Source organism: Phormidesmis priestleyi BC1401 (assembly GCF_001650195.1).
GTDB classification, from domain to species: Bacteria; Cyanobacteriota; Cyanobacteriia; order Leptolyngbyales; family Leptolyngbyaceae; genus Phormidesmis_A; species Phormidesmis_A priestleyi_B.
The window spans coordinates 37,914-60,320 of sequence record NZ_LXYR01000008.1 but is presented as its reverse complement, the minus strand read 5'-3'; the positions used below and the strand labels follow the sequence as shown (position 1 = coordinate 60,320).

The window sequence follows — 22,407 nt, the reverse complement described above, 5'->3', positions numbered from 1 at the left end:
ACCCTCAACAAACCGCTTGCAAAAGTCCTTGCCCTCACCCAAAGTTCCTCTCCCAATCGTGGAAAAGGGACTTTGAAATCTGGCTCCCCTTCTCCCAAGCTTGAGTAGGGGATACGGGTGCTCTGCGATCGTTGAGGGTGTTTAATCCACGATCTTAGGCGATTTCTAGGCAGTTTTTGGCTTGTTGAGCCACTTGATCGACTTCATCCGTTGCCAGCTTTGCTAACGTCGATCGCGCCTCTTGGCTCTCAAATTTGCCTAACGCTTGCACCACGCGATAGCGAATCTGCCAATCTGGGTTAGTGGCGTAAGGAATTAAAAGACTCACCGCACGCGCATCTCCCAGTTCTCCTAGAGACCCGATCGCGGCTGTTTTTAGCAAGTCATTGTCGGATGCTAAGGCTTCTTCTAATAACTCAAACCCGCGCGGCTCACCCAACTCACCCAGCGCTGCAACAACACTAAAGCTGACTAACCACTCAGGGGTGCGGCGATAGAGCGCTTGCAGATCGTCAAACGCCTCAGTGAGGTTTAAAGCTCCGATTGAGTCTGCGGCGGCGGCTTGCACGTCGGGTTCGGGGTCAAGCAACCCGGCTCTTAAAATCGTCGCGGCTTCGCCTAAGTTTTGCCGCCCCAGCGAAGACAGTTGGCTGACTGCCGCATAGCGCACTCGCACATTGCTGTCCACAACCGGGACTTTGATTAACTCAAACGCGATCGCCGGATCGAGTTGACGCAAATGATTAATTGCCCGCAGTCGTTCGCCAAAATCAGCGGATTCAAGAGAAGCTTTGACTGAATCAGGATTCATGGTCATTTTAAATGGGAAAACTAGGGAGGTTAAAGTTTCAGGCTTGTTCGGCTGCCATCGCCCGCACAATATCGCCACGAGTGAGAATTCCGACGACGTGCCCAGCCTCATCCAAGACTGGCAAACGGCGAACGTTGCGATCGTGCATGACTCTAGCGGCATTGGGTAAGGGCTGATCGGCAGTAATCGTGGTCGGGTCGCGAGTCATGACTTCGCCAGCGGTTTGCCCCAAGGCTTTGTGCAGATCTTTCTGATATCGAGTCGGATTTTCAAGAAAAATCACGCTGTCCAAAATCATGATGTAAGCAGGAGGCGTAACGCCTGATTCTTGCCACATCAGATCGGTTTCAGAAATGACCCCAACCAGTTTTCCCGTCTCATCCACCACAGGCAACCCGCTAATTTTGCGCTCTGCCAACGCTTGAATCACTTCTGTAATGGAGGTTTTGGGACTCACGGTGAGAGGGTCACGAGTCATGACATCCGCAACAGTTTTGGGCATGGATTACGATCGCTCTTTTAAAGATCTCAATGATCAATTATTAGGGAATTGTGACGTGCGGCTCGATCGAGTTAAAGATAGTTAACTGAATTCTCCAGTTTTCACAAAATGGGGCAGTGGAGAATGCGATCGTCCACTGCCCCATTCACAACCAGCTTTTGCGTTTAGCTGAGACCTTGCACCAGTTTCTTTGCCGCGATCGCGTCCCGCCCCGACTTTCTAGAGGGCTATTTTAGGACGCTAGCGAAGTCAGCGGAGAAAGTGTTTCAAGAATGTCATTGGGCGTGAACGATCGCATCCACCAGTTCACAAAATCCTTCACCTTCTGAGGCTGCTGTCACATAGGTCGGTTTGTGTAGGAGTCGATCGGCGTAATGCAAACTATTCGCCACCCCAACCGACTGCGGAAAGAGACTCGCATCGAACAAACTCTCATCATTGGGGCTGTCGCCCACCGTCAAAATCTGCTCAAAAGAATAGGCTGGGAAATAATCCTTTAAGACTGTAAGCAGTCCTGCTGCTTTGTTTTGTTGAAGCGGCTTGATGTGACACTGCACTGTGCTGTAGGTGAAACTCCAGCCCCAAGATTTGCAACATTGAGCGATCGTGTTCAATTCATCTAAACTCAAGCCTTCTACATCAAACGTCCAATCGGTCAGCCGAAAGCGATTATCGCTCGATTCTTGAATCTGGGGAAACTGAGTTTTTAATCGCTCAAACGAGTTAGCTAACTTTTGTCGATGATCAGTCAGATCCATAATCGGAGTCAGCAAAATTTCAGATTCACCCAAATAGAAGATGCCGCCATTTTCGGCGATCGCGCCCACCACAGGCAAATAATGAGCCAACCCGCTCACCCAACCCGCCGATCGCCCCGTCGTCACCACAATTTGAATGCCTTTTGTGGTCAGAGTTTCAAACGCTTTTAGGAGACTGGGCGTGAATTTTTCAGCGATCGTCAGCGTTCCATCCATGTCAGTTGCCACCAATCGGATCGCTTGCAGCGTGTTAGCTTGAGAGAGCGGAATAAAAGCCATGTAGCAAAAACACAAGTAAAAATACGGGTGGTTGATCTAAGGTCAATCAAGGGCATTATTGAAGAATGAGCCAAGTTCTAGCCAGCCCTAATACTATGTCACTCCAATCTGTTTCTGTTGCACCGTGGCTTGCTCAAGTCCCTCTCAAGACGGTCAAAACAAAGCCTGAGGCTCCGATTAGTGTATCCGCCACAACTGACGCTGGGCAACAGGTTTGGATGGCGACCTCTGGTGGGCTGTTTTTGCTGCTGGTCTTCTTAGGCATCTTTTCGACAATTCAAGCCAGCAAGCTTAAAAAGCAAACTCGATTTGAAACCTTTAAGAATCGCGAGCTGCACAAAAAACTTAAATACGCCGTTGAAATGATCGGCAAAATGGAGCGCAACCCAGACCTAATCCATTCGCGTGAGTTTAACCTCGACTATCTGAGAATGCGAATGGCAGAAGAAGTGTTTCACTTTGCGATCGTCAACCAGATCAAGCTCAAAGTCAAAGACAAAATCACGCTGGCACTGCGCGCAAACCCAAATAACCAAGCTGAGGTCGGCATTGCCAGCACAGGGCGACAAGTCGATGAAATCTTTGACTTAGAATACAGCGCAGGCGATGGCACAACCAAAGGCTCAAAGCGAGTTCTCTTCCGGGTTCAGATCAAGATTCTCAAATTGCCGACTCAGCCCACGTCTGTGACCATTAATCAGATTATTGACTGCTTCGAGACCTTTCTCAGCCCAACTCACGAAAATGAAACCTGGCAACCCGCTATTCAAGGACGGATCGCCAATATGCACTGGGATCAAAAAGCAAAACCCACACCGCTACTCGTATTAGAGCAAACTCAAGAAGGCTCAAACGTCACCTTTAGAACGAATCGGATGGCAGGGAAGTCTTAGATCAGACAAGATCGCACCTCGATCGCCGTGCTAGAACAGAAGTACACCTTGAGGAATATCACGATGGGAAGCTTTATAACTGCGCTGATTGGTGCGCTGTTTATCGTGTCATTAAATGGGTTGAAGATCGATCGAGAATATCAACGTGGCGTGATCTTCCGACTTGGACGCACCAAAGGCGTGATGGGTCCCGGCATGTATTGGATCATGCCATTTGTCGATCAAAAAGTGCAAATTGATGTGCGGACGAAAACCGTCAACATTGAGCCACAAGAAACCGTCACCGCCGATAGCGTCACCATTAAAGTCAACGCCGTTCTCTACTACCGCATTCTTGATCCGTCCAAGGCAATCAACAAAGTTGAGAGCTATCAAACGGCAGTTTATCAAGTTGCAATGACCACTTTGCGAAACGTAGTCGGGCAAAACATTCTCGATGATATGCTGCAAAATCGCGACAAAATCAACATCAAAGTGCAAGAAATCGTCGATGAAATCACAGAACCCTGGGGAATTGTGATTGAGCGCGTCGAAACCAAAGATGTCGAGATTCCGCCCACGATGCAGCGCGCAATGGCAAAAGAAGCCGAAGCGATTCGAGAAAAGCGCGCCCGCATCATCAAAGCTGCCGCCGAGCAAGAAGCCTCTGCCAAACTCGCCGAAGCCGCTCGGATGATTAGCGCTAACCCGATCGCGCTCGAACTGCGTCGCCTGCAAATGCTGACCGAAATTGGGGCAGAAAACAATACAACGACGATCGTCATGGTGCCCTCCGACTTTATAAACTTGGCACAGCGATTTGCCCAACCTCCGCAAAATAGCTCAACCCAAACCCTTCAGCCATTCAACCCAGAGGTGATAGTTACGCCCACCATTCAGCCAGACCTTGAGCCGCGCCAATAAATCTATCTAGAGGAAAAGAGCGACGTTTAGAGAAGTACGGTAAACTCCACTACTGAAGGCGATTCGATTAACGATACGATCGAGCTAAGGTAAAAAACTATCAACAGGAGCAATTCCAGGATGCAAGGAACCCACGATTCAGACAAGCGCAAGTTGCTATCCTGCCTGTCTCACGGAGCCATTTTTTTTAGTACGACCTTTTTGTCTATCGGCGTTCCGATCGCCATTACGTTTATTTCTGATGATCCGGTGGTCAAAGCCAACGCCAAAGAATCCATCAACTTTCACTTCAACATCTGGTTTTGGGGCATCCTGATTTTGATTCCATCTCTGCTGACGTTTGGGTTGCTGGGCTGGGTTTTGTTTCCACTAGGCTATGCAATTCACTGGGGTCTGACGATTTGGGCGCTGGCTCACTGCTTCACCAAGCCTGATGAACCATTCGTCTATCCCTTTATTTTCCGTCTGCTGTAAGTTTCTATCAATTCAATAACTCAACAGGCTGATCATCAAATACGCCAGCCTCGATCGCAGGGTGATAGCGGTCGACTGTCCATTTGTACGTTGCGATAGTCATTTACGATCGCCCATTTTTGCTTGAGGTATCTTCCTTTTATTTTTAGCCTCTTTTAAAACCTTTTACAGCAAAATCGTTTTTTAATTTGCGGGATTGATCATCGATCGTGACTCACTCCGACCCTCAGCAGGATCTTTAAGACCTGGGCGCAGCAACTTTTTAGCTGGCTGAAGCGCGTCTTTGCCGAGTTGAATGGTCACATCAGAGTCAAGGCTGCCCGTCGCCTCAATTCTGACTTCGCCGAAGCCGAGCGATCGACGCACCGATTCTGCACCGATTACGTCTCCTTGTTGAGCCACAATGCGAGTCACACTCAATGGCTCTGTCCAAGGGTTGTCTTGATAAACGTTGTTAAATCCCGCTCCTTTAAGGGTAGTCATCACTGACTGCACACCTTTGTTTTGGGGGATGCTATTTTGGATGGCAACTCTTAAGGTGGCGGGCTGATCCTCGGTTAAAGCGGTGGTACCAAAGTCGAGATGCTGACCGACTAGCTTTTGAATCTGAGCTGGGTGAGGAAGCCAATAGCTTGCATCATATTCACCTGGAGCGCTAAATTCTCCAGGAATCATCAGCATTTTGGTGTTCGATCGATTCACTTGAGATGCAAAACCCGTCAGTGCGACGAGTTCTTCAACGGTCAAGTTGGTATCAATGTGGGACTGAATGATTGAGAGCAGTTGTGGAATGCGGGTGACCGTGGTGGGGTTCAGTGCCTGTTCCATCAGTGCGCGCATCACCGTTTGCTGGCGCTGAATTCGTCCGATATCGCCATATTCGTCATAACGGAAGCGCAGCAGTTGCAGGGTTTGGTCGCCGTTGAGGTGTTGCCGTCCTGCTTTGAGGTTGACATAGAGGTGTTGGCTATCGTCCTTATATTTCATGTCTTTAGGAACGAAAACCGTCACGCCCCCCAGCGCATCAATCAGAGCTTGCACGCCCTGAACATTGATAGTGACATAGCGATCGATACCCACGCCACCGAGCAGTTCACTCACCGTTTTTGCGCCCAACGCCGGACCGCCATAGAGATTTGCCTCATTGATCTTATGGATGCCGTGGTCAGGAATATAGGTGCGCGTATCGCGTGGAATTGAAAGAACCGTCAGCTTCTTGGTTTCAGGGTTAAAGCGCAGCAGCAGCATGACATCAGTTAGCCCGTCAAAGGAGTTAACGAGTGCCTGATAGCGCAGATTTTTGAGATTATCAGGTGGATTTTGCAGATCTGTTGTCAGCACTTTTGCGCCTAAAACTAGAATGTTGACAGGGCGCGTCAGTTCGGGCAATTTTAGACTGCCTCGACTTGAGATGCCCCCTTTGCCAAACACGGAGGCTTGAGCGGGGCTGAGTTGACGCTGCATCAGAGGTGTGCTGGCGAGAGAAACCGCGAGTAATGCGCCTGCCGTTGCCGAAAGCATTGCCACTCCGGTTAAACAAAACATCAGCCAGAGCAGCTTTTTGCCTCCGGGTTTTGCTGACTTTTTGGGGTTAGAAACAACTTTTTTAGGTTGCGTCGATCGAGAGGGGACAGGCTTCGGCGAGACGGGGCGCTTTTTAGAGCTTTTCACGGGGTTCCTCAACACACACAAATCGATAGCGGACTGAAAAATTTAGAGAAAATCGACCTTAAATTTGAGCTTTCATTGTAGGCAGTAAAACAATTTTGGCTAACTTTTTATTGGATGAGTTCTTCTGCTAGAGATAGCTTTCTGGCAGATGTATGTTAACAATAATTCCTCAATCGTTTGCAAAAACTGGACGATATTTTGTGAATCTAGCCGATTTTGAGAATTATGAGTCATTTTTCTCGTTTGTAGGCGACTTGGCAGCGATCGTGAGTCAAAAATCTCATTTGAAGTAAATCAAGAGATTGAGACCCGGAATCGTGCGAGAAAGGGTCCAGAGCAGCAAGGCAATGTAGAGCGTTCCCAAACTCCACTGATACCAGACAAGCCCGGTGACTAGATTGGGCAGATATTGATCGCGCAGGCGTATGTCGTTGAAGCCAAAGCGCAAAAAGTTGTTAAAGCTGAAGTCAAAATAGTTGAGCCAACTCCACCGACGATCCCACAAGATAGGCAGATAGCGATCGCGAAACACTGGCTCTCGCGGAATAATCGGCAGCCGTCCGATCAAAACTCTCAACTGTCGTAAGGTGCCTTCTTCGACAAAATAGCTGGCATCTAAAAGCGGATGATAGCGACCCTGCCGATACAGCAGCCCGATTAGAATCAGCGGAATCGGCACCATAACGATCGCCAAACACGCCAGCGTCATCCACGGGCGATCTCCGTTGCGAAACACTGCCACCAGTCCGCCTAGATTCAGCACCATCGCGAAGATGCTCACCCCAGCAAACTCACTCCAGGTGGGCAAAATCGGTTTTGGGTAGCGTCTACGCCAGCGATCGACAAACCAAAATAAAATGCTGAAATAAGCGATCGTCACCAGTCCTACGCCAAAGATCAGCCAAAAACTCGTGCCGTTGCGACTCAGCAACAGCAGCAGACTCAGAGACACCCACTGAAACGCGATGCTGCAACGATCGAGCGCATTCAGCGTTGAAGACAACGGCTCGGCGGCGATAACGCGATCGCGCACACTGATGTAAGTTCCCAAATCAACCGCTGTGACGGTGAGCAACTCGGTTGGGTTGCGAAACGATTGTTTGTCTCGACGCTGCACGATCGCCGAGGCTTGATTCTGATCGAATCCAACCTTGATTAACTGCGGAATCGTAGCCGTGTTTAAGTTTGTGCCAAATAGCCGTTGGAGTAATTGTTGCGATCGCAATCGTTGTGCTGTGTAATCGATTTGATTTGCGTCAGAAATCTGTTCCAGTCGCCGAAAGTTTCTCACTAATTCTCGCAGCAGATTTTCGTTCCCTTGCAACGTTGGCACCGATATCGCCTTGCCAATTTGCCCCGGATCGCCCAAAATCTTCGCCTTGTCAGAGTCAAATCGCAGTCCAGCGACGTTGAGATAGGCACCTTTTGAGAACGAGCAGTAGCTAAAATCGGCTCGATCGAGAATCGTGGCTCCGCGCAAGTTGACGGCTCGATTGAATTGGGCTTCGCGAAAGACAGCAGGTTTATCGAACGTGGCATCGGTTAGAAAAAACAACTGATTGAATTTGTCTTTTGTAAACAGCGTTTGTTCTCGCCATCGCGTCTGAGCAAAATCAGCGTTGCCCTGCCACTGCACCCGCGTGAGGTTTGCCACTTGATAGAAGACCGCCTGATTAAAATTTGCGGTCGCTTGAAATTCGCTACTCTGAAAGCTTACTTCACCCCGAAACTGCGTCTGATTAAATTCTGCTTTGCCAAAAAAGATGTCGTTGCGAAACAGGGCTTCTCGCCCAAAATTGGCACTCGCAAAGCTCACGGGCAAGCTAAATCGAGTTTGTGACCAGTCTGCCCCCGATGAAAACTGCGCGCCCTGCGCCTCCATGCGGCTGAGAAAAAACGTGTTGGAGAAGTCTGCAAACCCAGTAATGCGAGTCTGTGCGAGTTTAATCGGTCCGCGAAACACCGTGATTTGGGCGGATGGTGCCTGTAATCCTTCTTTGGGCGTGATCAGCAGCGATTGAGACAGCGTGCTGAGGCGAGAAAGACGACGACGATCGCGCTGCAACTGCTTTTTTTCAGTCGGCGTGAAGATTGGAGACAGCGATTCTCCATACAACGGGGCGCGTAACCCTAGTTTCCCGATCGCTAAATCTCCCTCAATCAGCGAATAGCTCAAATCTAATCCCAATGGCAACCCCGGACGCTGTAGCTGAGCCTGCACCAGACTGTAGAACTGATCGCGAAAGGCAGCGTTTTCGGGGCGCAAGTCGATCGTGGTGCCCCGCAGATCCAAAATCCGAGTGCCCTCACGCGGGACGGGCGATCGCAGCCGTTCTTGCAGCCGTTCTAGCGTGAGAGGAATACGATCGGGTTGAGCGATCGCCGCATGAGCAGACTGAGGAAAGCCAGCAATGCACATCAACCCAATCACGAAACCGATCAGAACCGCTAGTTTCCTCACTCTGACTCCTTGCACTATCTCACTCGCCGCAATCTTACTGTGAACGCGATCGCCTTTCCTAAACTCCATCATCTCCAACCAAATTCATTGTGGTAACATGGGAGACTGCACATCCACACTCAATAACGGAAAGACTTCATCTCATGGCTCTGCTGCAACAGCGTAAACAAGAAATTATCACCGACTATCAAGTCCACGAAACCGATACCGGATCGGCAGATGTGCAGGTGGCGATGCTCACCGAGCGCATCAACAAACTCAGTCTCCACTTGAGAACCAACAAAAAAGACCACGCATCCCGCATGGGTCTGCTGAAGATGATTGGTCAGCGCAAGAGTTTGCTGGCATATATCAACAAAGGCAGTCAAGAGCGTTATCGTGCTTTGATTACTCGTCTCGGCATTCGCGGTTAAGGAGTGTATTAGCCGATGTCGTCTGATTCTAAAGACAGTAACTCGTCCGATCGCTTGCCCTTCGAGCCGACCCAAAAGAAAAAATTGGCGAAGATTCCTAGCCAGCCTGCGGTAGAAAAGGGCAACAAAAAGCCTAAGCGTGAGAAGAAGCCTAGCGTCTCGACTCCTGCCAAAGCTGAGAGAGCAGAAAAGTCTAGCGTTCGTAAAGAGAAGAGTTCCCGATCGTCGAGAGATTCAGGCACGATTCCTGAAGCGGTCAGCAAACGCATGGCGCGACGCATGGCTTTTTTCTGCGGCATTCCCAGCACTTTGGGGATGTTGACGTTTATTGCCAGCTATTTTCTCCTAATCAAAGCCGGAATCAAATTGCCTAATGTGGCAGTCGTGCTGGTGAGCATGGGGTTCTTAGGGTTGGGCGTGTTGGGGTTATCTTATGGGCTAATCTCCGCCTCTTGGGATGAAGAACGAGTCGGCACCCGCATCGGCTGGGAAGAATTTAATATCAACTTCAAGCGCTTAAGTGACGCTTGGAAGTCAGCACGACAAAAGAAAGAAATTAGCGAATAGTTATAGAGTTGCGTAGTGGGTGGCGAAGGGTTATTTAGGTAGCCAGTCGTCACCCATTATTTTTGATTTCTGACATCTCACTTGTTTCATAATGACCGCAAACACGGCTTGCTTTGGGGCTTTCTGCACCCCGCTTTCATGCAGACAGTAACGACTGACCCGCTTAGTTTTCTACGTTGCGCCACCATCACGACGATCGCTCCAATTCTTGAATTTGGGATCTTATACAGACAGTGAAAAACTCTCCAGTGAAAGAAGTATTGAATCTTTCAGGCTAAGATTCTTGTGGAAGGGTATTATGCGAGAAGATTGTCGGGCTAAGTCACGAGATTCGGATTTAGGCAGAATTTAGGCAGAAGCCAGGATTATTAAATTTAAATTTCCTGAGAGAGTTGATGAACTGGGATAAAGTTGAATTTACAAACCACGAAGCTTATCTAGAAATAGCTCTAGAAAAACCTATTTTTTCACAGAAAACTGATGCTGATCTAAATACACAAATTGGAGTTACATCTTTAAACTATCAGGGTGTAAGCTTGTCGCCAGAAAATGCTTCTTGCCTGATACACAAATTGCAGTTAATTAACAAGTCGAATATGATTTCAGTTGTTTTCTCTGCTCTAGCTGCTGAGTCATTCATTAACTACTATGCTCTTAGCAAGGGAAAAGATGAAGCTTATTTACGAAGATTTAAAGGTAGTAAAAGTAAACGTTTAAGTGAATCTGTTTTTAAGTGGATTGATATACCGAATGAAATCACTGGGAGGTTTGCACTAAATGAAGGTTCTGCGGAATTTAGTGGTTTACAAAAACCTTTCACTGATAGAAATACATTAGCTCATTATAAAGCAAGCCTTCAAGATCTTCAAAGCGTAGACTTCAGCAACATTCAAGATCCAAATGCTATCACGATACAGGATGTGCAAAGTAATTATTGTGCCACAGTCAATGCGATAATATTAATTCAAAAAAATGTTGATCCTGACATCGATATTTCTTGAATGCATATTGGTGAGTGCATTGCCTAACAAGCGCTTGCACACGGAATGGCGATGTACGCTATTAGCTAGTTATATGGCGAACTCTATTGCCGTTCGGTGAAGCACCAGCCGTTAGAAGTCACAAATATAGGAAACCCGATCGCCACGAGGCATGATTTTGTATACCTTCATCACCCATTACTTTTAGTGTTTGATAATCTACTCGTTTACCGAATTGTTGAGGTGATAGGGGTAATCAACAACACCAAAATCTGTTGGTGCTGATTGCGACTGGCAAAACTATATAATAGAACTACTGTGAAGTGGTGATGAAAATCCCTAAAACCTTATACACGTGACGAATTGTAGGATACTTGACTTGAAGCCTCAAAAGAGCTTTCCACGAGATGAACTCAAGGGTTTTTAACATTACTACACCACAAATCTAACGACGATAATTTTAGCTATGAACTATCGAAACTTCATCACAATTGAACCTAATAAACGCGGTGGGAAGCCTTGTGTACGGGGTTTAAGAATTACGGTTTATGAAGTGCTTGAGTACCTGGCTTCCGAGATGACCGAAGCAGAAATTCTCGACGATTTTCCCGATCTAACGAGAGAAGATTTAAAAGCCTGCATTGCTTATGCTGCCGATCGTGAGCGTCGATTTATGACCGCTCCATCATCCGCATGAAATTACTTTTTGATGAAAACTTGTCGCCTAAGTTGGCGAACCGTTTAAGTGATCTTTTCCCAAACTCTCTTCACGTTCGAGATGTGGGCATGAAGGCAACGATCGACCCAATAGTTGGGATTATGCAAAAGACAATGATTTGATGATTGTCTCGAAAGACGCGGACATGCACGACCTGAGCTTAGTATTTGGGAATCCACCGAAAGTTATTTGGCTTCGTCTGGGAAACTGTTCAACATTGCAAGTTGAAAGTTTGCTGCGGCGGGATTTTAACGCGGTTAAATTATTTTATGAGGATGGACATTTGTCGTTGCTTGCTTTATCGTAGCGCTCCGGTAGCTTTGAACAGTTTTTCAGGATTTTACAAATTGAGAAGACACAATGGAGATCGCCGGATAACAATGCCCATGCACACTGACCGCCGAGAGTTAATCGGTTGTAATGAAAAGCCGATCTGCGGCGGGTGATGGGCAACATCTAACAGCGTTCAGTCATCTGGGAGCGTTAGGTTGGGCGCGTTTTACAGGGAAAGACTTACCTTTATTTCTGTACGCGTCAATAATTTCTTAATAGCTTTGTTGAGGGGAACGATCGCATAATATAGTCCACTGCCCATCTACAACACCGCAGAGGTTCTCATATGATTGTGGTTATGAAAGTCGGCACCCCGGAAGTCGAACTGACCCGCGTCACCGATGAACTCACTGCTTGGGGGTTGACCCCTGAGAAGATTATCGGCAAACACAAGGTCGTGTTTGGCTTGGTCGGAGACACCGTTGACCTCGACCCACTGCAGCTTAAGGAGATCAGCCCCTGGGTTGAACAGGTTTTGCGCGTCGAGCAACCCTTCAAACGTGCCAGTCGCCAATATCGTCAGGGTGAAGCCAGTAGCGTCTCCGTGCCCACCCCTAACGGAGTCGTTTACATCGGTGAAAACCATCCTCTCGTAGTGGTGGCAGGTCCCTGCTCGGTTGAGAACGAAGCGATGATTATCGAAACGGCTCAACGAGTCAAAGCAGCCGGAGCACAATTTCTTCGAGGTGGTGCGTTTAAACCTCGCACGTCACCCTACGCATTTCAAGGACATGGCGAAAGTGCGCTCGATTTACTAGCCGCCGCACGAGACGCAACCGGACTGGGGATCATCACCGAACTGATGGATGCAGCAGACTTAAAGCCTTTGGCAGCCGTGGCAGATGTGATCCAAATCGGTGCCCGCAATATGCAAAACTTTTCTCTGTTGAAAAAAGTGGGCGCTCAGGACAAGCCCGTGCTTTTAAAGCGAGGTATGGCAGCCACGATCGAAGACTGGCTAATGGCAGCCGAATATGTTCTCGCTGCCGGAAACCCGAATGTGATTCTCTGCGAACGGGGAATTCGCACCTTCGATCGTGAGTATGCCCGCAATACCCTCGATCTGGCTGCGATCCCGGTCTTGCGATCGCTGACTCATCTGCCCATCATGATCGATCCCAGTCACGGCACAGGTCGAGCCGAATACGTCCCCGCGATGGCAATGGCATCAATCGCCGCAGGCACCGACGCTTTGATGATCGAAGTTCACCCCAATCCTAAAAAGGCGCTCTCTGATGGTCCGCAGTCTTTAACGCCCGATCGCTTTGATCAACTGATGCAAGAGCTTGCCATTATCGGCAAACCGCTAGGGCGTTGGCAACCCGCTGTGGCGATCGCTTGATACTTGATGAACGTCTCTATTCAAGCTGTTTGAGGGCGGCAATCTGCTGCTCTACAATCTGCAAAACTTGGGTCAGATTAGCTTGATCAGGAAGTTGAGCATCGGCTTGAGTCCGATCGTGAATTTCACGCACCTTTTGCTCTAACTCTTTGGCAATGTTGAGCGCATCACGGCTTAAGTTAGCGACCTGCTGCTGTTGATAAAATTTGAGGGCGGCTCCGTGCAAAATCTGCAAAGTCGCCTCTTCGCCGTAGGCGTTGGGCATGACTCGCAGCCGCACCAAAAGACGGGTTTGTTGACAGAGCCGCTCGATTTCGACCTGTTTTGGTTTCTGAACGGGAGTCAACGGCAGGTGAGTCAGTTGTTTCAATTCATTGATCACGCCCTGAAAGCTAGACAGAGGCAGATCGCTCAACACCGATTGCAAAACTCCGTTTTGGCTCCACAAAATGCGCCCCACTGCCTCACAACGCTCAAAATAGAGCCGACCAATTCCACCCGTAAAAATTCGCCCTAGCAGCTCTCGTAGGAGTTGGGCAGGAGGCAAGCTAGATAAGTGTTCTGGATTGCTATTTGAATAGTCAGTGCTGATTTCTAACGTGGGCAAAGCGTTTCCAGGAAGCGGAAGTTTTGGGGGCAACAGTGGCTCTGAGTCTAAAAGAAATGTGGCGGAAGGTGCGAGAGGTTCTTGACTGGGAGACGGTTGAGGGTTGTCTTGCAGCGCTCGATCGCTGTGAGCCAACTGAATTTTGGTAGAAAACGCCAAATCATCTATCTCATCAGGGCTATCGACTAAAAACGTTGCGTTTGCATCTTGAATCACGATCGTGGATTGATCCTCAGTTTCTTCTGACTGCTCAAAAGACTCCGGAGTTTTGAGAGAATTCTGTTCAACAACGACGGGATCTTCTGGCGATCGATCAGACTTATCAGAGGTTACTTCGGGTTCTAAATTAACGACAGACTCGTCTGAAGGGACAACGGGAGCTTGATTTTCAATATGGTTGAGATAGGCAGACAGAGCGGCATAGTGAACGTCTGAAGGGATAGTTTGCGGCACCAGCGAGTAGTCCATAAACGTGATAATTTGCCGCACATAGTCGAGAGCAGCCACATCTTCTAGCGTCACCATGCCAAGCTGAAGAGACTGATCTGTAAGCGACAGAGGCAAAATCTGATGATAGAGACACGCCTCAAACGGCAGAATACGATCGATGAGTTGAAAAACTTGCTGGTTATCCACTGTGGCGACTCGTTCAAATTGAGGTTCAAGGAAACTTGGGAGATCGTCTAAAAAGCAGGGTGTCTTCGATTCAAATTGGCTCGTCTCACGAAGCTCTGAGCGATCGCGCAGTAGATGCAGCATAGAAGATAGATTCGCTGAAGTGTCCACCTCGTAAGATCGCTCTGATTCATCGACTTCCCGGAAAATGCAATAAACATTACATAATAGTGCGGAAACTTTTAAGCTTATTGGCTGATTTTAGAACCTCTATAGTAAGGATTCAAACAAATATTCCCTCTTAGCCCACTAGCAGAATCATTCTAACAGCGCCCCAATGTCTACTGATTGCTAGCAAAACTCTGAGCAAGTCCATACAACTTAGGGCTACCGCTCAGATTATTTTCACCTGTGCGGTAGCCCTACGAAAATCGCAATTTGTACTCAAGAAAACTAACGCGATCTCCGCCCAACTTCTTGGCTGATCGCGCTCAGATTTTTTCCTAAAGAGTCTTTAAACAAATTGTAGAAAATATCTTTCGGGGTTCCCGATTTAGGCTGTGCCTCAACCACTTGAGTAATCAGCACCTGATCGGCTTTTGCTCCTGAAAAAGCCGCGATCGGCTCTACTGTCCAATAACCTTTTAAGCTTTGCAGATCACCATCTGTTAGCTGGAAGTCAATGCGAGTTTTTGCCGTTTCGGTCACTGAAGATCGGATTCGCGATCGCACGTTAACAAAAAAGATCTGTCTGGCATCGACTTGCTCAATGACCTTACGGTTGCCGTTTGACTCTAACACTTTACTAGAAACGACATTAGGGATAAATTTTGAGGTGCTCCCATAGTCAGTTAACACATTCCAAGCAGTGTCTTGAGAGCTTTTGACTAAAACCCTTGCGACGTAATTGCCTTTTTCTCCAGTCACTAAGGCTTTACCACTCTTTAAAGTTGAGCGATCGCTGACAGGCAACTGGTCAACTGCACTGTTAAAAAGTTGAGCATTCCCAGAAGAAACGGCTGAAGTCAGCGTGATAAGGGTCAAACATCCTGTTAGGAAATAGAAGGGTAAGTGAGACAACATCTAAGGCTCTCCTGTCCAGGATAAGTTTCAAACGTGGACTAACATTTCATTACGCTCAGGTTTAATCGAAAATAGCAAGGTGTCGTTCAGCATATGTCGCTCTATAATGGTAGCAATTAATACTTGTTTTCAGGAGTTAATCCGGCTTTTTAAGTTGCAAAAAATGTAACCACTGCGACGATCGCTCCTCGACCATGACAGAGTAGATACATCAGCCCCGATGTAACCACTGCTTAGTGAGGAGTAATCTAGATGAGTTCAGCTTTAAAACCTGCTTTGACTTGGAACCGCGTTAAATTCCTTCCGATCGCCCTTGGATTTATGAGTTTATCTTTAACCAGTCCAGCTTTGGCACAAGAAAAAGTGTTACGAACGCTTACTGTGACAGGTCGCGGCATCGAAGAAATTTCTACGACCATTACTCAAGTGCGACTGGGAGTAGAGGCTCAAGGAAAGACGGCTAACGAAGTTCAAGAATCGGTCGCCCGTCGATCGAATGCCGTAGTGACGCTGCTCAAATCTCGCAACGTCGAAAAGCTTGAGACGACAGGCATTAACCTCAATCCAATTTATAGTTATGACAACAATCGCCAAAAGCTAGATGGCTACAGCGCCTCAAACCTCGTGAGTTTTCGAGTACCGACTGAAAAAGCAGGCACCTTGCTCGATGATGCCGTCAAAGCAGGAGCCAGCCGAATTGATGGCGTGAGCTTTGTCGCCACAGACGACGCGATCGCGACTGCCCAAAAGCTTGCCCTTCGCAAAGCAACCCAAGACGCGCAGGGTCAAGCAGATGCGGTCTTTAGTGCTCTAAACCTGACTCGCAGAGAAGTTGTCAGCATTCAGGTTAACGGTGCGGCTGCTCCACCTCCCATGCTGGCAGATGTCGCCAGTTTCAGAGTTGCTGCCGCTCAAAAAGCCCCTACCCCTGTGATCGGAGGCGAACAGCGAATCGAGGGGTCAGTCACCCTACAGATTAGTTATTAGTGACAGAACTCGAATTTCCAGCTTCTTCGAGAAATCGGGGATTTTGACTTCAAAGCGGATGGGCTTAAAAGTCATCTACATAGCCTGGTGACTCCGTTCCGCCCCCTTCAGAATCGCGCTTTGACCCCAATAGCTGGAGTCGATCGACTAGCACCACTGGCGAGGTGCGATCGACTCCAGTATTGCGATCCTTCCAGCTATCAAACTTCAAGGAACCTTTTACCCCGATCAAGCTGCCCTTACGAACGTAATTAGCCGCGACATCGGCTTGCTTACCCCAAAGCTCTAAAGCGAACCAATCAGGCTGATCACTGTTCTTAGATTGACGATTCACCGCCAAAGTGAGCCGACATTTGACACTGCCCGACTCAAAATATTTCACATCGGGATCGCCGCCGACTCGACCCACTAGCGTCACCACATTCAGGCTCATACTTCTCTGCTCACAAGTTAGGTGTTTCTATCCTAGAGGAAGACTTTCACTCTGGATCGCTTAAATACGTTGACTTATAAATACGTTTGTACTTAAATTCTAGCGCTAAAGATGAAGGGTTAAGACTATTGTTTGATGATTCTTTTTGCAGCCTTGATGAGTCAAAAAATCTAATCTAATTCTTTCAATCAATCCTGTTTTGTAATTAGAAAGAACGTCAGTTTAATCAGCACTTTACCTCTATGATGAGGGAAGTTTGCATCTGAGCTTTTAAGCATATCGGTTTAGCTCAAAAAAAGGGCTTTGCAATCGATGTCTTTCTGCCATTTGACTAGACTCACGGTCAAAATTGTAATAGAATCCACTATCAATCAAGGTAGGTGCTTGAACGCACTCTCTCGATCGTACTCATCGCGTTAATCTGAGGCATAGAAACCAGTGGGTCTTTTCAGTCGCTTCTCCGTATCCCGGGACATGGGTATAGACTTGGGCACCGCCAACACACTTGTCTACGTGTCAGGTAAAGGCATTGTCCTACAAGAGCCTTCCGTCGTTGCGATGGACCAGAACGAAAAAGTTCCCTTAGCGGTCGGCGAAGATGCCAAAAGAATGCTGGGGCGGACTCCCGGAAACATCATTGCGCTTCGTCCGCTTCGAGATGGCGTAATCGCCGATTTTGATACCGCAGAGCTAATGCTAAAGCACTTCATCAGACGAGTGCATGGCGGCGAAACGCTCGTGTCACCCCGTGTCGTGCTCGGCATCCCCAGCGGTGTGACTGGGGTAGAACGTCGCGCGGTCATGGAAGCCGCTTCTCAAGCAGGGGCACGAGAAGTTTACTTAATTGATGAGCCTGTGGCAGCCGCGATCGGAGCTGGGTTGCCCGTGGCTGAGCCGACCGGAAACATGATTATTGACATCGGGGGCGGAACCACTGAAGTTGCGGTGCTGAGTTTGCAGGGCACCGTCCTCAGCGAGTCAGTCCGAGTGGCTGGAGATGAACTGAGTGAATCGATCATTCACTACATGAAAAAGGTTCACAACTTGGTGATTGGAGAACGAACGGCAGAAGAGATCAAGATCTCGATTGGGTCTGCCTACCCCACTCAAGAAGATGAAGCGGTGATGGAGGTGCGGGGTCTACACCTGCTGTCAGGTCTACCCAGAACGGTCACTATCAAAGGTCCTGAGATCCGCGAGAGTATGTCAGAGCCTCTGTCTGTGATCGTCGATGCGGTCAAACGGACTCTAGAGCGCACTCCTCCAGAGCTAGCCGCAGATATTATCGATCGGGGTATCATGCTGGCGGGTGGCGGTGCATTGCTCAAAGGCATCGACACGCTGATCAGCCACGAGACGGGGATCGTGGTTCACGTTGCGGCTGATCCCTTAAGCTGCGTCGTGTTAGGAACGGGACGAGTCTTAGAAAACTTCAAACAGCTAGAGCGCGTGTTTAGCACTCGCCCTTCTCGCTAGAAAAATTCTCCGCAATTTATCTCCTGATATACATGAGCCAGTTGCGGAGAGCGATCATAATGCTGGATCTGAAACGTATAGTTTTGTGAAGTTGACCAGCCAACATACGAGGTTGAATGTACGCACTGAGACGCTGGTGGGAACGCTATGGAATTCAGACTGCTTTGGTGACTGCGGCACTCAGCACGGCCCTTTTTGTTCGACAAACTCAGGGAGGGATGCTGCTAGAAACCTACCAGTTAATCACGCGTCCATTTCAGGGCAACCCCGCTCAACAAGACCGATTAGCGACTGCTCAGGCGCAAGAGCTTCAGCAGCGTCTAATTGAGCTAGAAAGCCGAAATCAACGCCTTGAGGAACTCTTGGGATTCGTTTCTGCCAAGAAAACGAAGGGAGTGACGGCTCCGGTAATTGGTCGCAGTGCCGATCACTGGTGGCAGCAGGTGATTTTAGGACGAGGCAATCAGGATGGCATTCAAGTTGGCTCGATCGTGCTCAGTCCGGGTGGTCTAGTGGGTCGGATTAGCAATGTCACTGCTCACACCAGCCAAGTGCTTTTACTGAGCGATCCGAGTAGTCGAGTCGGGGTGACCATTAGCCGCAGCCGCTTTATGGGCTTTTTGCGAGGCAAGGCAGCCAATCGAGCCGTGATGGAGTTTTTTGAGAAAGTCCCGGATGTGCGTCGAGGCGATGTGGTATCTACGTCCTCATTTAGCCAACTGTTTCCGGCAGGCATTCCGATCGGGCGAATTGAGTCAGTTGATCTCAACAAAAGCCCTGCACCTGAAGCGGTCATCGAGTTAACTGCTCCGATTAACTATTTAGAGTGGGCAACGGTTTATCCCAATTCGGCGAATCTGGGAGAGCCGCAACTGATATCTCCTCCTGTCCCGACTGCTGATGAAACGCCCGCCCCCAAAGCAACCCCATGAATATGGCTTTAGAGGATCTGTTCGATCGTCACCCTATTTCGCGTCCTCTGGTTAATTGGGGGGTGACGGTGATCTCGGTTTTGATGTGTCTGCTAGTCTTGCCGATGCGCCTACCTGGAATGGAGTTAGCAGGCATCGGTCCCAACTGGTTGTTGATTTGGGTGGTTGCCTGGAGCGTCAAACGAACCATGTTTCAAGGTGCCTTAGCAGGGTTGATTTTGGGGCTGCTGCAAGATGGAATGACTTCTCCCTCGCCAACTCATGCGCTGAGTCTGACCTTGATTGGGGTGTTGACGGCTCGACTGCAAAAGCAGCGATATATTGAGGAAGATTTTATCTCAGTAGCGCTAATTGTATTTGGAATGGCGGTGCTAGCTGAGACGGTGACGGCGATTCAGTTCAGTTTGCAAGGAGGACGATCGCTGATGGAGATTTGGACGTATCACCAGTTTGTTGCTCTTAGTTCTGCCATTCTCAGCAGCTTATGGGCACCTGTGGTCTATTTCCCGCTCAATCGCTGGTGGGAGAGAATGGGGCTGATTGAGCAGGTGTAACGGTTACTTAACGCGATGTGCGACTTTCCTGAAACACTTGCAAAGACTGCCCTCACCCTAGCCCTCTCCCGATGGAGAGGGAACCAGAAATGTCCGAAAGCCCTTCTCCTTGGGGAGAAGGATTGGGAGGGCTTCGCCCCACTGCGTGAAGAGGGAAAATTAATTGCACATCGCGTTACTCATGAATCGCTCAGACTCTCATATCGCTCTAACGCCAGTTGAATGAGTTGATCGACCAACTCTGAGAAAGAAATTCCGCTAGCTGCCCAAAGTTGCGGATACATGCTGGTGGCAGTGAACCCTGGAAACGTGTTGATTTCATTGACAAAAATTTCTCCTGTCGATTCGACATAGAAGAAATCGACGCGTCCGATGCCTGCTCCGTCGATCGCCACAAACGCTCGAATCGCCATCTCCTGAATTTGAGCCACGATCGCGTCGGGCAACTGTGCCGGAATCTCTAACCCGGCTTGCCCTGCGGTGTATTTAGTTTCGTAATCGTAAAAGTCACTTTCAAACGTGATTTCACCAATCACAGATGCTTTCGGGTTGTCGTTGCCTAAAACGGCACACTCGACTTCTCTCGCAGTCACGCCTGCTTCAACAATGATGCGCCGATCGTAACTCGCAGCATTATCTAGAGCGGCTTCCAACTGAGCGCGATTTCGCACTTTAGAAATTCCGACCGACGATCCTAAATTTGCAGGTTTGACGAAACAGGGATATCCCAGTTCTGACTCAATGTGATCCCCAAGTTTGGGAAAGATGCAGGGATTGGAGTAGATTTGCGATCGCGTCACTGCCAGATATTTCACCTGGAGCAATCCTGCCTGAGTGTAAGCGGTTTTCATCGCCAGTTTGTCCATGCCGACCGCCGATGCCAACACGCCTGAGCCGACAAAAGGAACCTGCATCAATTTGAGCAACCCCTGCACAGTGCCGTCTTCACCGTTGGGACCATGCAAAACCGGAAACCACACATCGATCGCGGCGGCTTGAGAGGGAAACTGCCAGCGAGTTTGTGGTGAGTCTGAGGGAGCGATCGCCGTCCCCGATTCCAGCACTTGTTGAGCCAAATGACCCGCTTGCCAGTAGCCGTCTTTTTGAATGTAGAACGGCAACACTTCATACTTGTCCGCATTCGAGTCTGTTTTGAGTGCTTGCCCGATCGCCCTTGCCGACAAAATCGACACCTCATGCTCTCCTGAACAGCCGCCAAACAACAGCCCGACTTTTAATTTGGTCATGAGGTTTGCCCCGCGATAAAACACTGCCTTTAGATTCAAGCCATTTTGCCTCTAATCGGCTCTTTAGGAAAGTTAAAACCTGAAGGAAAGTCAAAACTGAGATGCTGATTTCTGCTCACTTCCCTACAATGAGGAGAGAGTCCCTCTGCATTGACCTATGCCTCAACAACCTGCCCGCATTTGTATTCTTGGTGGTGGCTTTGGTGGTCTTTATACTGCCTTGCGATTGAGCCAACTGCCCTGGACAAAGGCAGAAAAACCAGAAATCGTTTTGGTCGATCAGCGCGATCGCTTTGTCTTTTCTCCATTTCTATATGAGTTGCTGACAGGCGAGTTGCAAAGCTGGGAAGTTGCCCCGCCCTATGAAGAATTGCTGGAAGGAACTGGAATTCGCTTCTGTCAAAAAGAAGCTGCCAGTATTGACATTGAATCTAAGCAAGTAGCGCTTCAAGACGGTGAAGTCTTGACCTACGATCGCCTCGCTTTAGCGATGGGCGGAGAAACACCGCTTGATCTCGTCCCCGGTGCGGCGGAACACGCGTTGCCGTTCCGGACAATCACAGATGCCTATCAGCTAGAAGAAAAACTGCGACAGCTAGAAGAATCACCTCGCGACAAGATTCGGATCGCGATTGTCGGCGCAGGCTATAGCGGGGTCGAGCTGGCGTGCAAATTGGCGGATCGGCTGGGCGATCGAGTTCGACTCCGACTCGTTGAGCAAGGCGATCAAATTCTGCGATCGTCACCCACCCATAATCGCGACGCTGCTGATAAAGCACTCACTAAGCGGGGCGTTTGGTTAGATTTAGAGACCACGGTGGACTCGATCGCCGAAGACACGATTTCTCTGAGCTATAAAGGCGCGGTAGACTCGATCCCAGTCGATCTTGTGCTGTGGACAGTCGGGACTCGCGTTAACGAAGTCGTGAAAAACCTGCCGCTCAAGCAAAATCAGCGCGGACAGTTAATCACCACACCAACTCTGCAAGTAGTAGATTCTCCAGAAGTCTTTGCTTTAGGAGATTTGGCAGACTGCAAAGACGCTGACGGGCAACAAGTTCCCGCAACGGCTCAAGCCGCGTTTCAACAATCTGACTATGCGGGTTGGAATATCTGGGCATCGCTCACCAATCGTCCGCTCTTGCCGTTCCGATACCAATATTTGGGCGAGATGATGACTCTGGGCGAAAACAACGCAACCCTCACGGGAATGGGCATTCAGCTAGATGGGACGATCGCCCACATTGCGCGGCGGATTGCTTACTTAAATCGGATGCCGACGCTGAGACATCAGATTCGAGTCGGGTTAAATTGGGTGACAAAGCCGATCGCCGATGCGTTAGCAGGAAGTCGCGATCGCTGATTCTC

23 protein-coding genes and 1 pseudogene are annotated in these 22,407 nt (G+C 48.9%); 15 read left to right on the top strand and 9 right to left on the bottom strand.

Annotation, left to right across the window (positions count from 1 at the left end; all coding sequences use genetic code 11):
* Nucleotides 1-154: 154 nt before the first annotated feature.
* The 3 genes from nblB to A8707_RS06560 all read right to left on the bottom strand — a co-directional run bounded on the left by nblB (nt 155) and on the right by A8707_RS06560 (nt 2,350).
* Nucleotides 155-811 carry a phycobilisome degradation protein NblB gene (gene nblB / locus A8707_RS06570; RefSeq protein WP_331711686.1) on the bottom strand — a complete coding sequence of 219 codons (657 nt, stop codon included), beginning with the start codon at nt 809-811 and terminating at the stop codon, nt 155-157.
* A 37-nt stretch (nt 812-848) separates the two neighbouring features.
* On the bottom strand, nt 849-1,289 hold the full coding sequence (locus A8707_RS06565; protein WP_269452678.1) for a CBS domain-containing protein: 441 nt from the start codon (nt 1,287-1,289) through the stop codon (nt 849-851).
* A 299-nt stretch (nt 1,290-1,588) separates the two neighbouring features.
* Nucleotides 1,589-2,350: an HAD family hydrolase gene (locus A8707_RS06560; protein ID WP_068816002.1), complete on the bottom strand. Its 762-nt coding sequence runs from the start codon at nt 2,348-2,350 to the stop codon at nt 1,589-1,591.
* A 95-nt stretch (nt 2,351-2,445) separates the two neighbouring features.
* Here A8707_RS06560 and A8707_RS06555 point away from each other — a divergent pair, with 95 nt between their 5' ends.
* The 3 genes from A8707_RS06555 (at nt 2,446) to A8707_RS06545 (ending at nt 4,620) form a co-directional block, all read left to right on the top strand.
* Nucleotides 2,446-3,243 (top strand): hypothetical protein, encoded by a 798-nt coding sequence (locus tag A8707_RS06555; RefSeq protein ID WP_068816001.1) that lies wholly within the window; start codon nt 2,446-2,448, stop codon nt 3,241-3,243.
* Nucleotides 3,244-3,306: 63 nt separating this feature from the next.
* Complete coding sequence (locus tag A8707_RS06550) at nt 3,307-4,146, top strand: slipin family protein (protein ID WP_068816000.1); 840 nt, start codon at nt 3,307-3,309, stop codon at nt 4,144-4,146.
* A gap of 120 nt (nt 4,147-4,266) precedes the next feature.
* Nucleotides 4,267-4,620 carry a DUF4870 domain-containing protein gene (locus tag A8707_RS06545; protein ID WP_068815999.1) on the top strand — a complete coding sequence of 118 codons (354 nt, stop codon included), beginning with the start codon at nt 4,267-4,269 and terminating at the stop codon, nt 4,618-4,620.
* 183 nt (nt 4,621-4,803) lie between these two features.
* Here the strand turns inward: A8707_RS06545 and A8707_RS06540 are convergent, their stop codons facing one another.
* Complete coding sequence (locus A8707_RS06540) at nt 4,804-6,291, bottom strand: LCP family protein (protein WP_068815998.1); 1,488 nt, start codon at nt 6,289-6,291, stop codon at nt 4,804-4,806.
* Nucleotides 6,292-6,443: 152 nt separating this feature from the next.
* Between A8707_RS06540 and A8707_RS27915 the strand changes: the two genes are divergently transcribed.
* Entirely contained in the window at nt 6,444-6,584 is a 141-nt protein-coding gene (locus A8707_RS27915; RefSeq protein ID WP_156518390.1) for a hypothetical protein, read from the top strand.
* On the opposite strand, the gene A8707_RS06535 is transcribed toward A8707_RS27915, so the two are convergent.
* Complete coding sequence (locus A8707_RS06535; protein ID WP_082906255.1) at nt 6,572-8,824, bottom strand: pentapeptide repeat-containing protein; 2,253 nt, start codon at nt 8,822-8,824, stop codon at nt 6,572-6,574. The two genes, A8707_RS27915 and A8707_RS06535, sit on opposite strands and share 13 nt — an antisense overlap.
* Nucleotides 8,825-8,895: 71 nt before the next feature.
* On the opposite strand from A8707_RS06535, the gene rpsO reads away from it, so the two are divergent.
* The 6 genes and pseudogenes from rpsO (at nt 8,896) to aroF (ending at nt 13,105) form a co-directional block, all read left to right on the top strand.
* The gene (rpsO, locus tag A8707_RS06530) at nt 8,896-9,165 is read left to right on the top strand and encodes a 30S ribosomal protein S15 (protein ID WP_068815997.1); all 270 of its coding nucleotides are present in this window, start codon (nt 8,896-8,898) and stop codon (nt 9,163-9,165) included.
* 15 nt (nt 9,166-9,180) lie between these two features.
* Nucleotides 9,181-9,732 carry a PAM68 family protein gene (locus tag A8707_RS06525; protein WP_068815996.1) on the top strand — a complete coding sequence of 184 codons (552 nt, stop codon included), beginning with the start codon at nt 9,181-9,183 and terminating at the stop codon, nt 9,730-9,732.
* 395 nt (nt 9,733-10,127) lie between these two features.
* Nucleotides 10,128-10,733 (top strand): hypothetical protein, encoded by a 606-nt coding sequence (locus A8707_RS06520; protein ID WP_068815995.1) that lies wholly within the window; start codon nt 10,128-10,130, stop codon nt 10,731-10,733.
* A gap of 445 nt (nt 10,734-11,178) precedes the next feature.
* Complete coding sequence (locus tag A8707_RS06515; protein WP_068815994.1) at nt 11,179-11,409, top strand: DUF433 domain-containing protein; 231 nt, start codon at nt 11,179-11,181, stop codon at nt 11,407-11,409.
* Nucleotides 11,406-11,737, top strand: a pseudogene (locus A8707_RS30460) (DUF5615 family PIN-like protein). Before A8707_RS06515 ends, A8707_RS30460 begins: the two are co-directional and overlap by 4 nt.
* Before the next feature lie 312 nt (nt 11,738-12,049).
* Nucleotides 12,050-13,105, top strand: coding sequence for a 3-deoxy-7-phosphoheptulonate synthase (aroF, locus tag A8707_RS06505; RefSeq protein ID WP_068815993.1), 1,056 nt, complete (start codon nt 12,050-12,052; stop codon nt 13,103-13,105).
* 16 nt (nt 13,106-13,121) lie between these two features.
* On the opposite strand, the gene A8707_RS06500 is transcribed toward aroF, so the two are convergent.
* Together A8707_RS06500 and A8707_RS06495 are read right to left on the bottom strand one after the other, a co-directional pair.
* Nucleotides 13,122-14,471, bottom strand: a complete 1,350-nt coding sequence (locus tag A8707_RS06500) for an ATPase, T2SS/T4P/T4SS family (RefSeq protein WP_082906254.1) — start codon at nt 14,469-14,471, stop codon at nt 13,122-13,124.
* Nucleotides 14,472-14,780: 309 nt separating this feature from the next.
* Nucleotides 14,781-15,410, bottom strand: a complete 630-nt coding sequence (locus A8707_RS06495; protein WP_068815992.1) for an SRPBCC family protein — start codon at nt 15,408-15,410, stop codon at nt 14,781-14,783.
* Nucleotides 15,411-15,662: 252 nt separating this feature from the next.
* On the opposite strand from A8707_RS06495, the gene A8707_RS06490 reads away from it, so the two are divergent.
* On the top strand, nt 15,663-16,397 hold the full coding sequence (locus A8707_RS06490) for an SIMPL domain-containing protein (protein ID WP_068815991.1): 735 nt from the start codon (nt 15,663-15,665) through the stop codon (nt 16,395-16,397).
* 64 nt (nt 16,398-16,461) lie between these two features.
* Here A8707_RS06490 and A8707_RS06485 read toward each other — a convergent pair whose 3' ends face one another.
* Nucleotides 16,462-16,830, bottom strand: coding sequence for a single-stranded DNA-binding protein (locus A8707_RS06485; RefSeq protein ID WP_068815990.1), 369 nt, complete (start codon nt 16,828-16,830; stop codon nt 16,462-16,464).
* Nucleotides 16,831-17,304: 474 nt separating this feature from the next.
* Here A8707_RS06485 and A8707_RS06480 point away from each other — a divergent pair, with 474 nt between their 5' ends.
* From A8707_RS06480 to mreD, 3 genes are all read left to right on the top strand, one after another.
* Complete coding sequence (locus tag A8707_RS06480; RefSeq protein WP_068815989.1) at nt 17,305-18,306, top strand: rod shape-determining protein; 1,002 nt, start codon at nt 17,305-17,307, stop codon at nt 18,304-18,306.
* Nucleotides 18,307-18,422: 116 nt separating this feature from the next.
* A complete protein-coding gene (mreC, locus tag A8707_RS06475) occupies nt 18,423-19,238 on the top strand; it encodes a rod shape-determining protein MreC (RefSeq protein ID WP_068815988.1) in 816 nt (271 codons plus the stop codon).
* Nucleotides 19,235-19,792 (top strand): rod shape-determining protein MreD, encoded by a 558-nt coding sequence (gene mreD / locus A8707_RS06470; protein WP_068815987.1) that lies wholly within the window; start codon nt 19,235-19,237, stop codon nt 19,790-19,792. The genes mreC and mreD overlap by 4 nt, the downstream gene beginning before the upstream one ends.
* A gap of 179 nt (nt 19,793-19,971) precedes the next feature.
* On the opposite strand, the gene A8707_RS06465 is transcribed toward mreD, so the two are convergent.
* The gene (locus tag A8707_RS06465) at nt 19,972-21,039 is read right to left on the bottom strand and encodes a D-alanine--D-alanine ligase family protein (protein ID WP_068816059.1); all 1,068 of its coding nucleotides are present in this window, start codon (nt 21,037-21,039) and stop codon (nt 19,972-19,974) included.
* Nucleotides 21,040-21,196: 157 nt separating this feature from the next.
* Between A8707_RS06465 and A8707_RS06460 the strand changes: the two genes are divergently transcribed.
* Nucleotides 21,197-22,402, top strand: coding sequence for an NAD(P)/FAD-dependent oxidoreductase (locus tag A8707_RS06460; protein ID WP_068815986.1), 1,206 nt, complete (start codon nt 21,197-21,199; stop codon nt 22,400-22,402).
* The last annotated feature ends 5 nt before the right edge of the window (nt 22,403-22,407 follow it).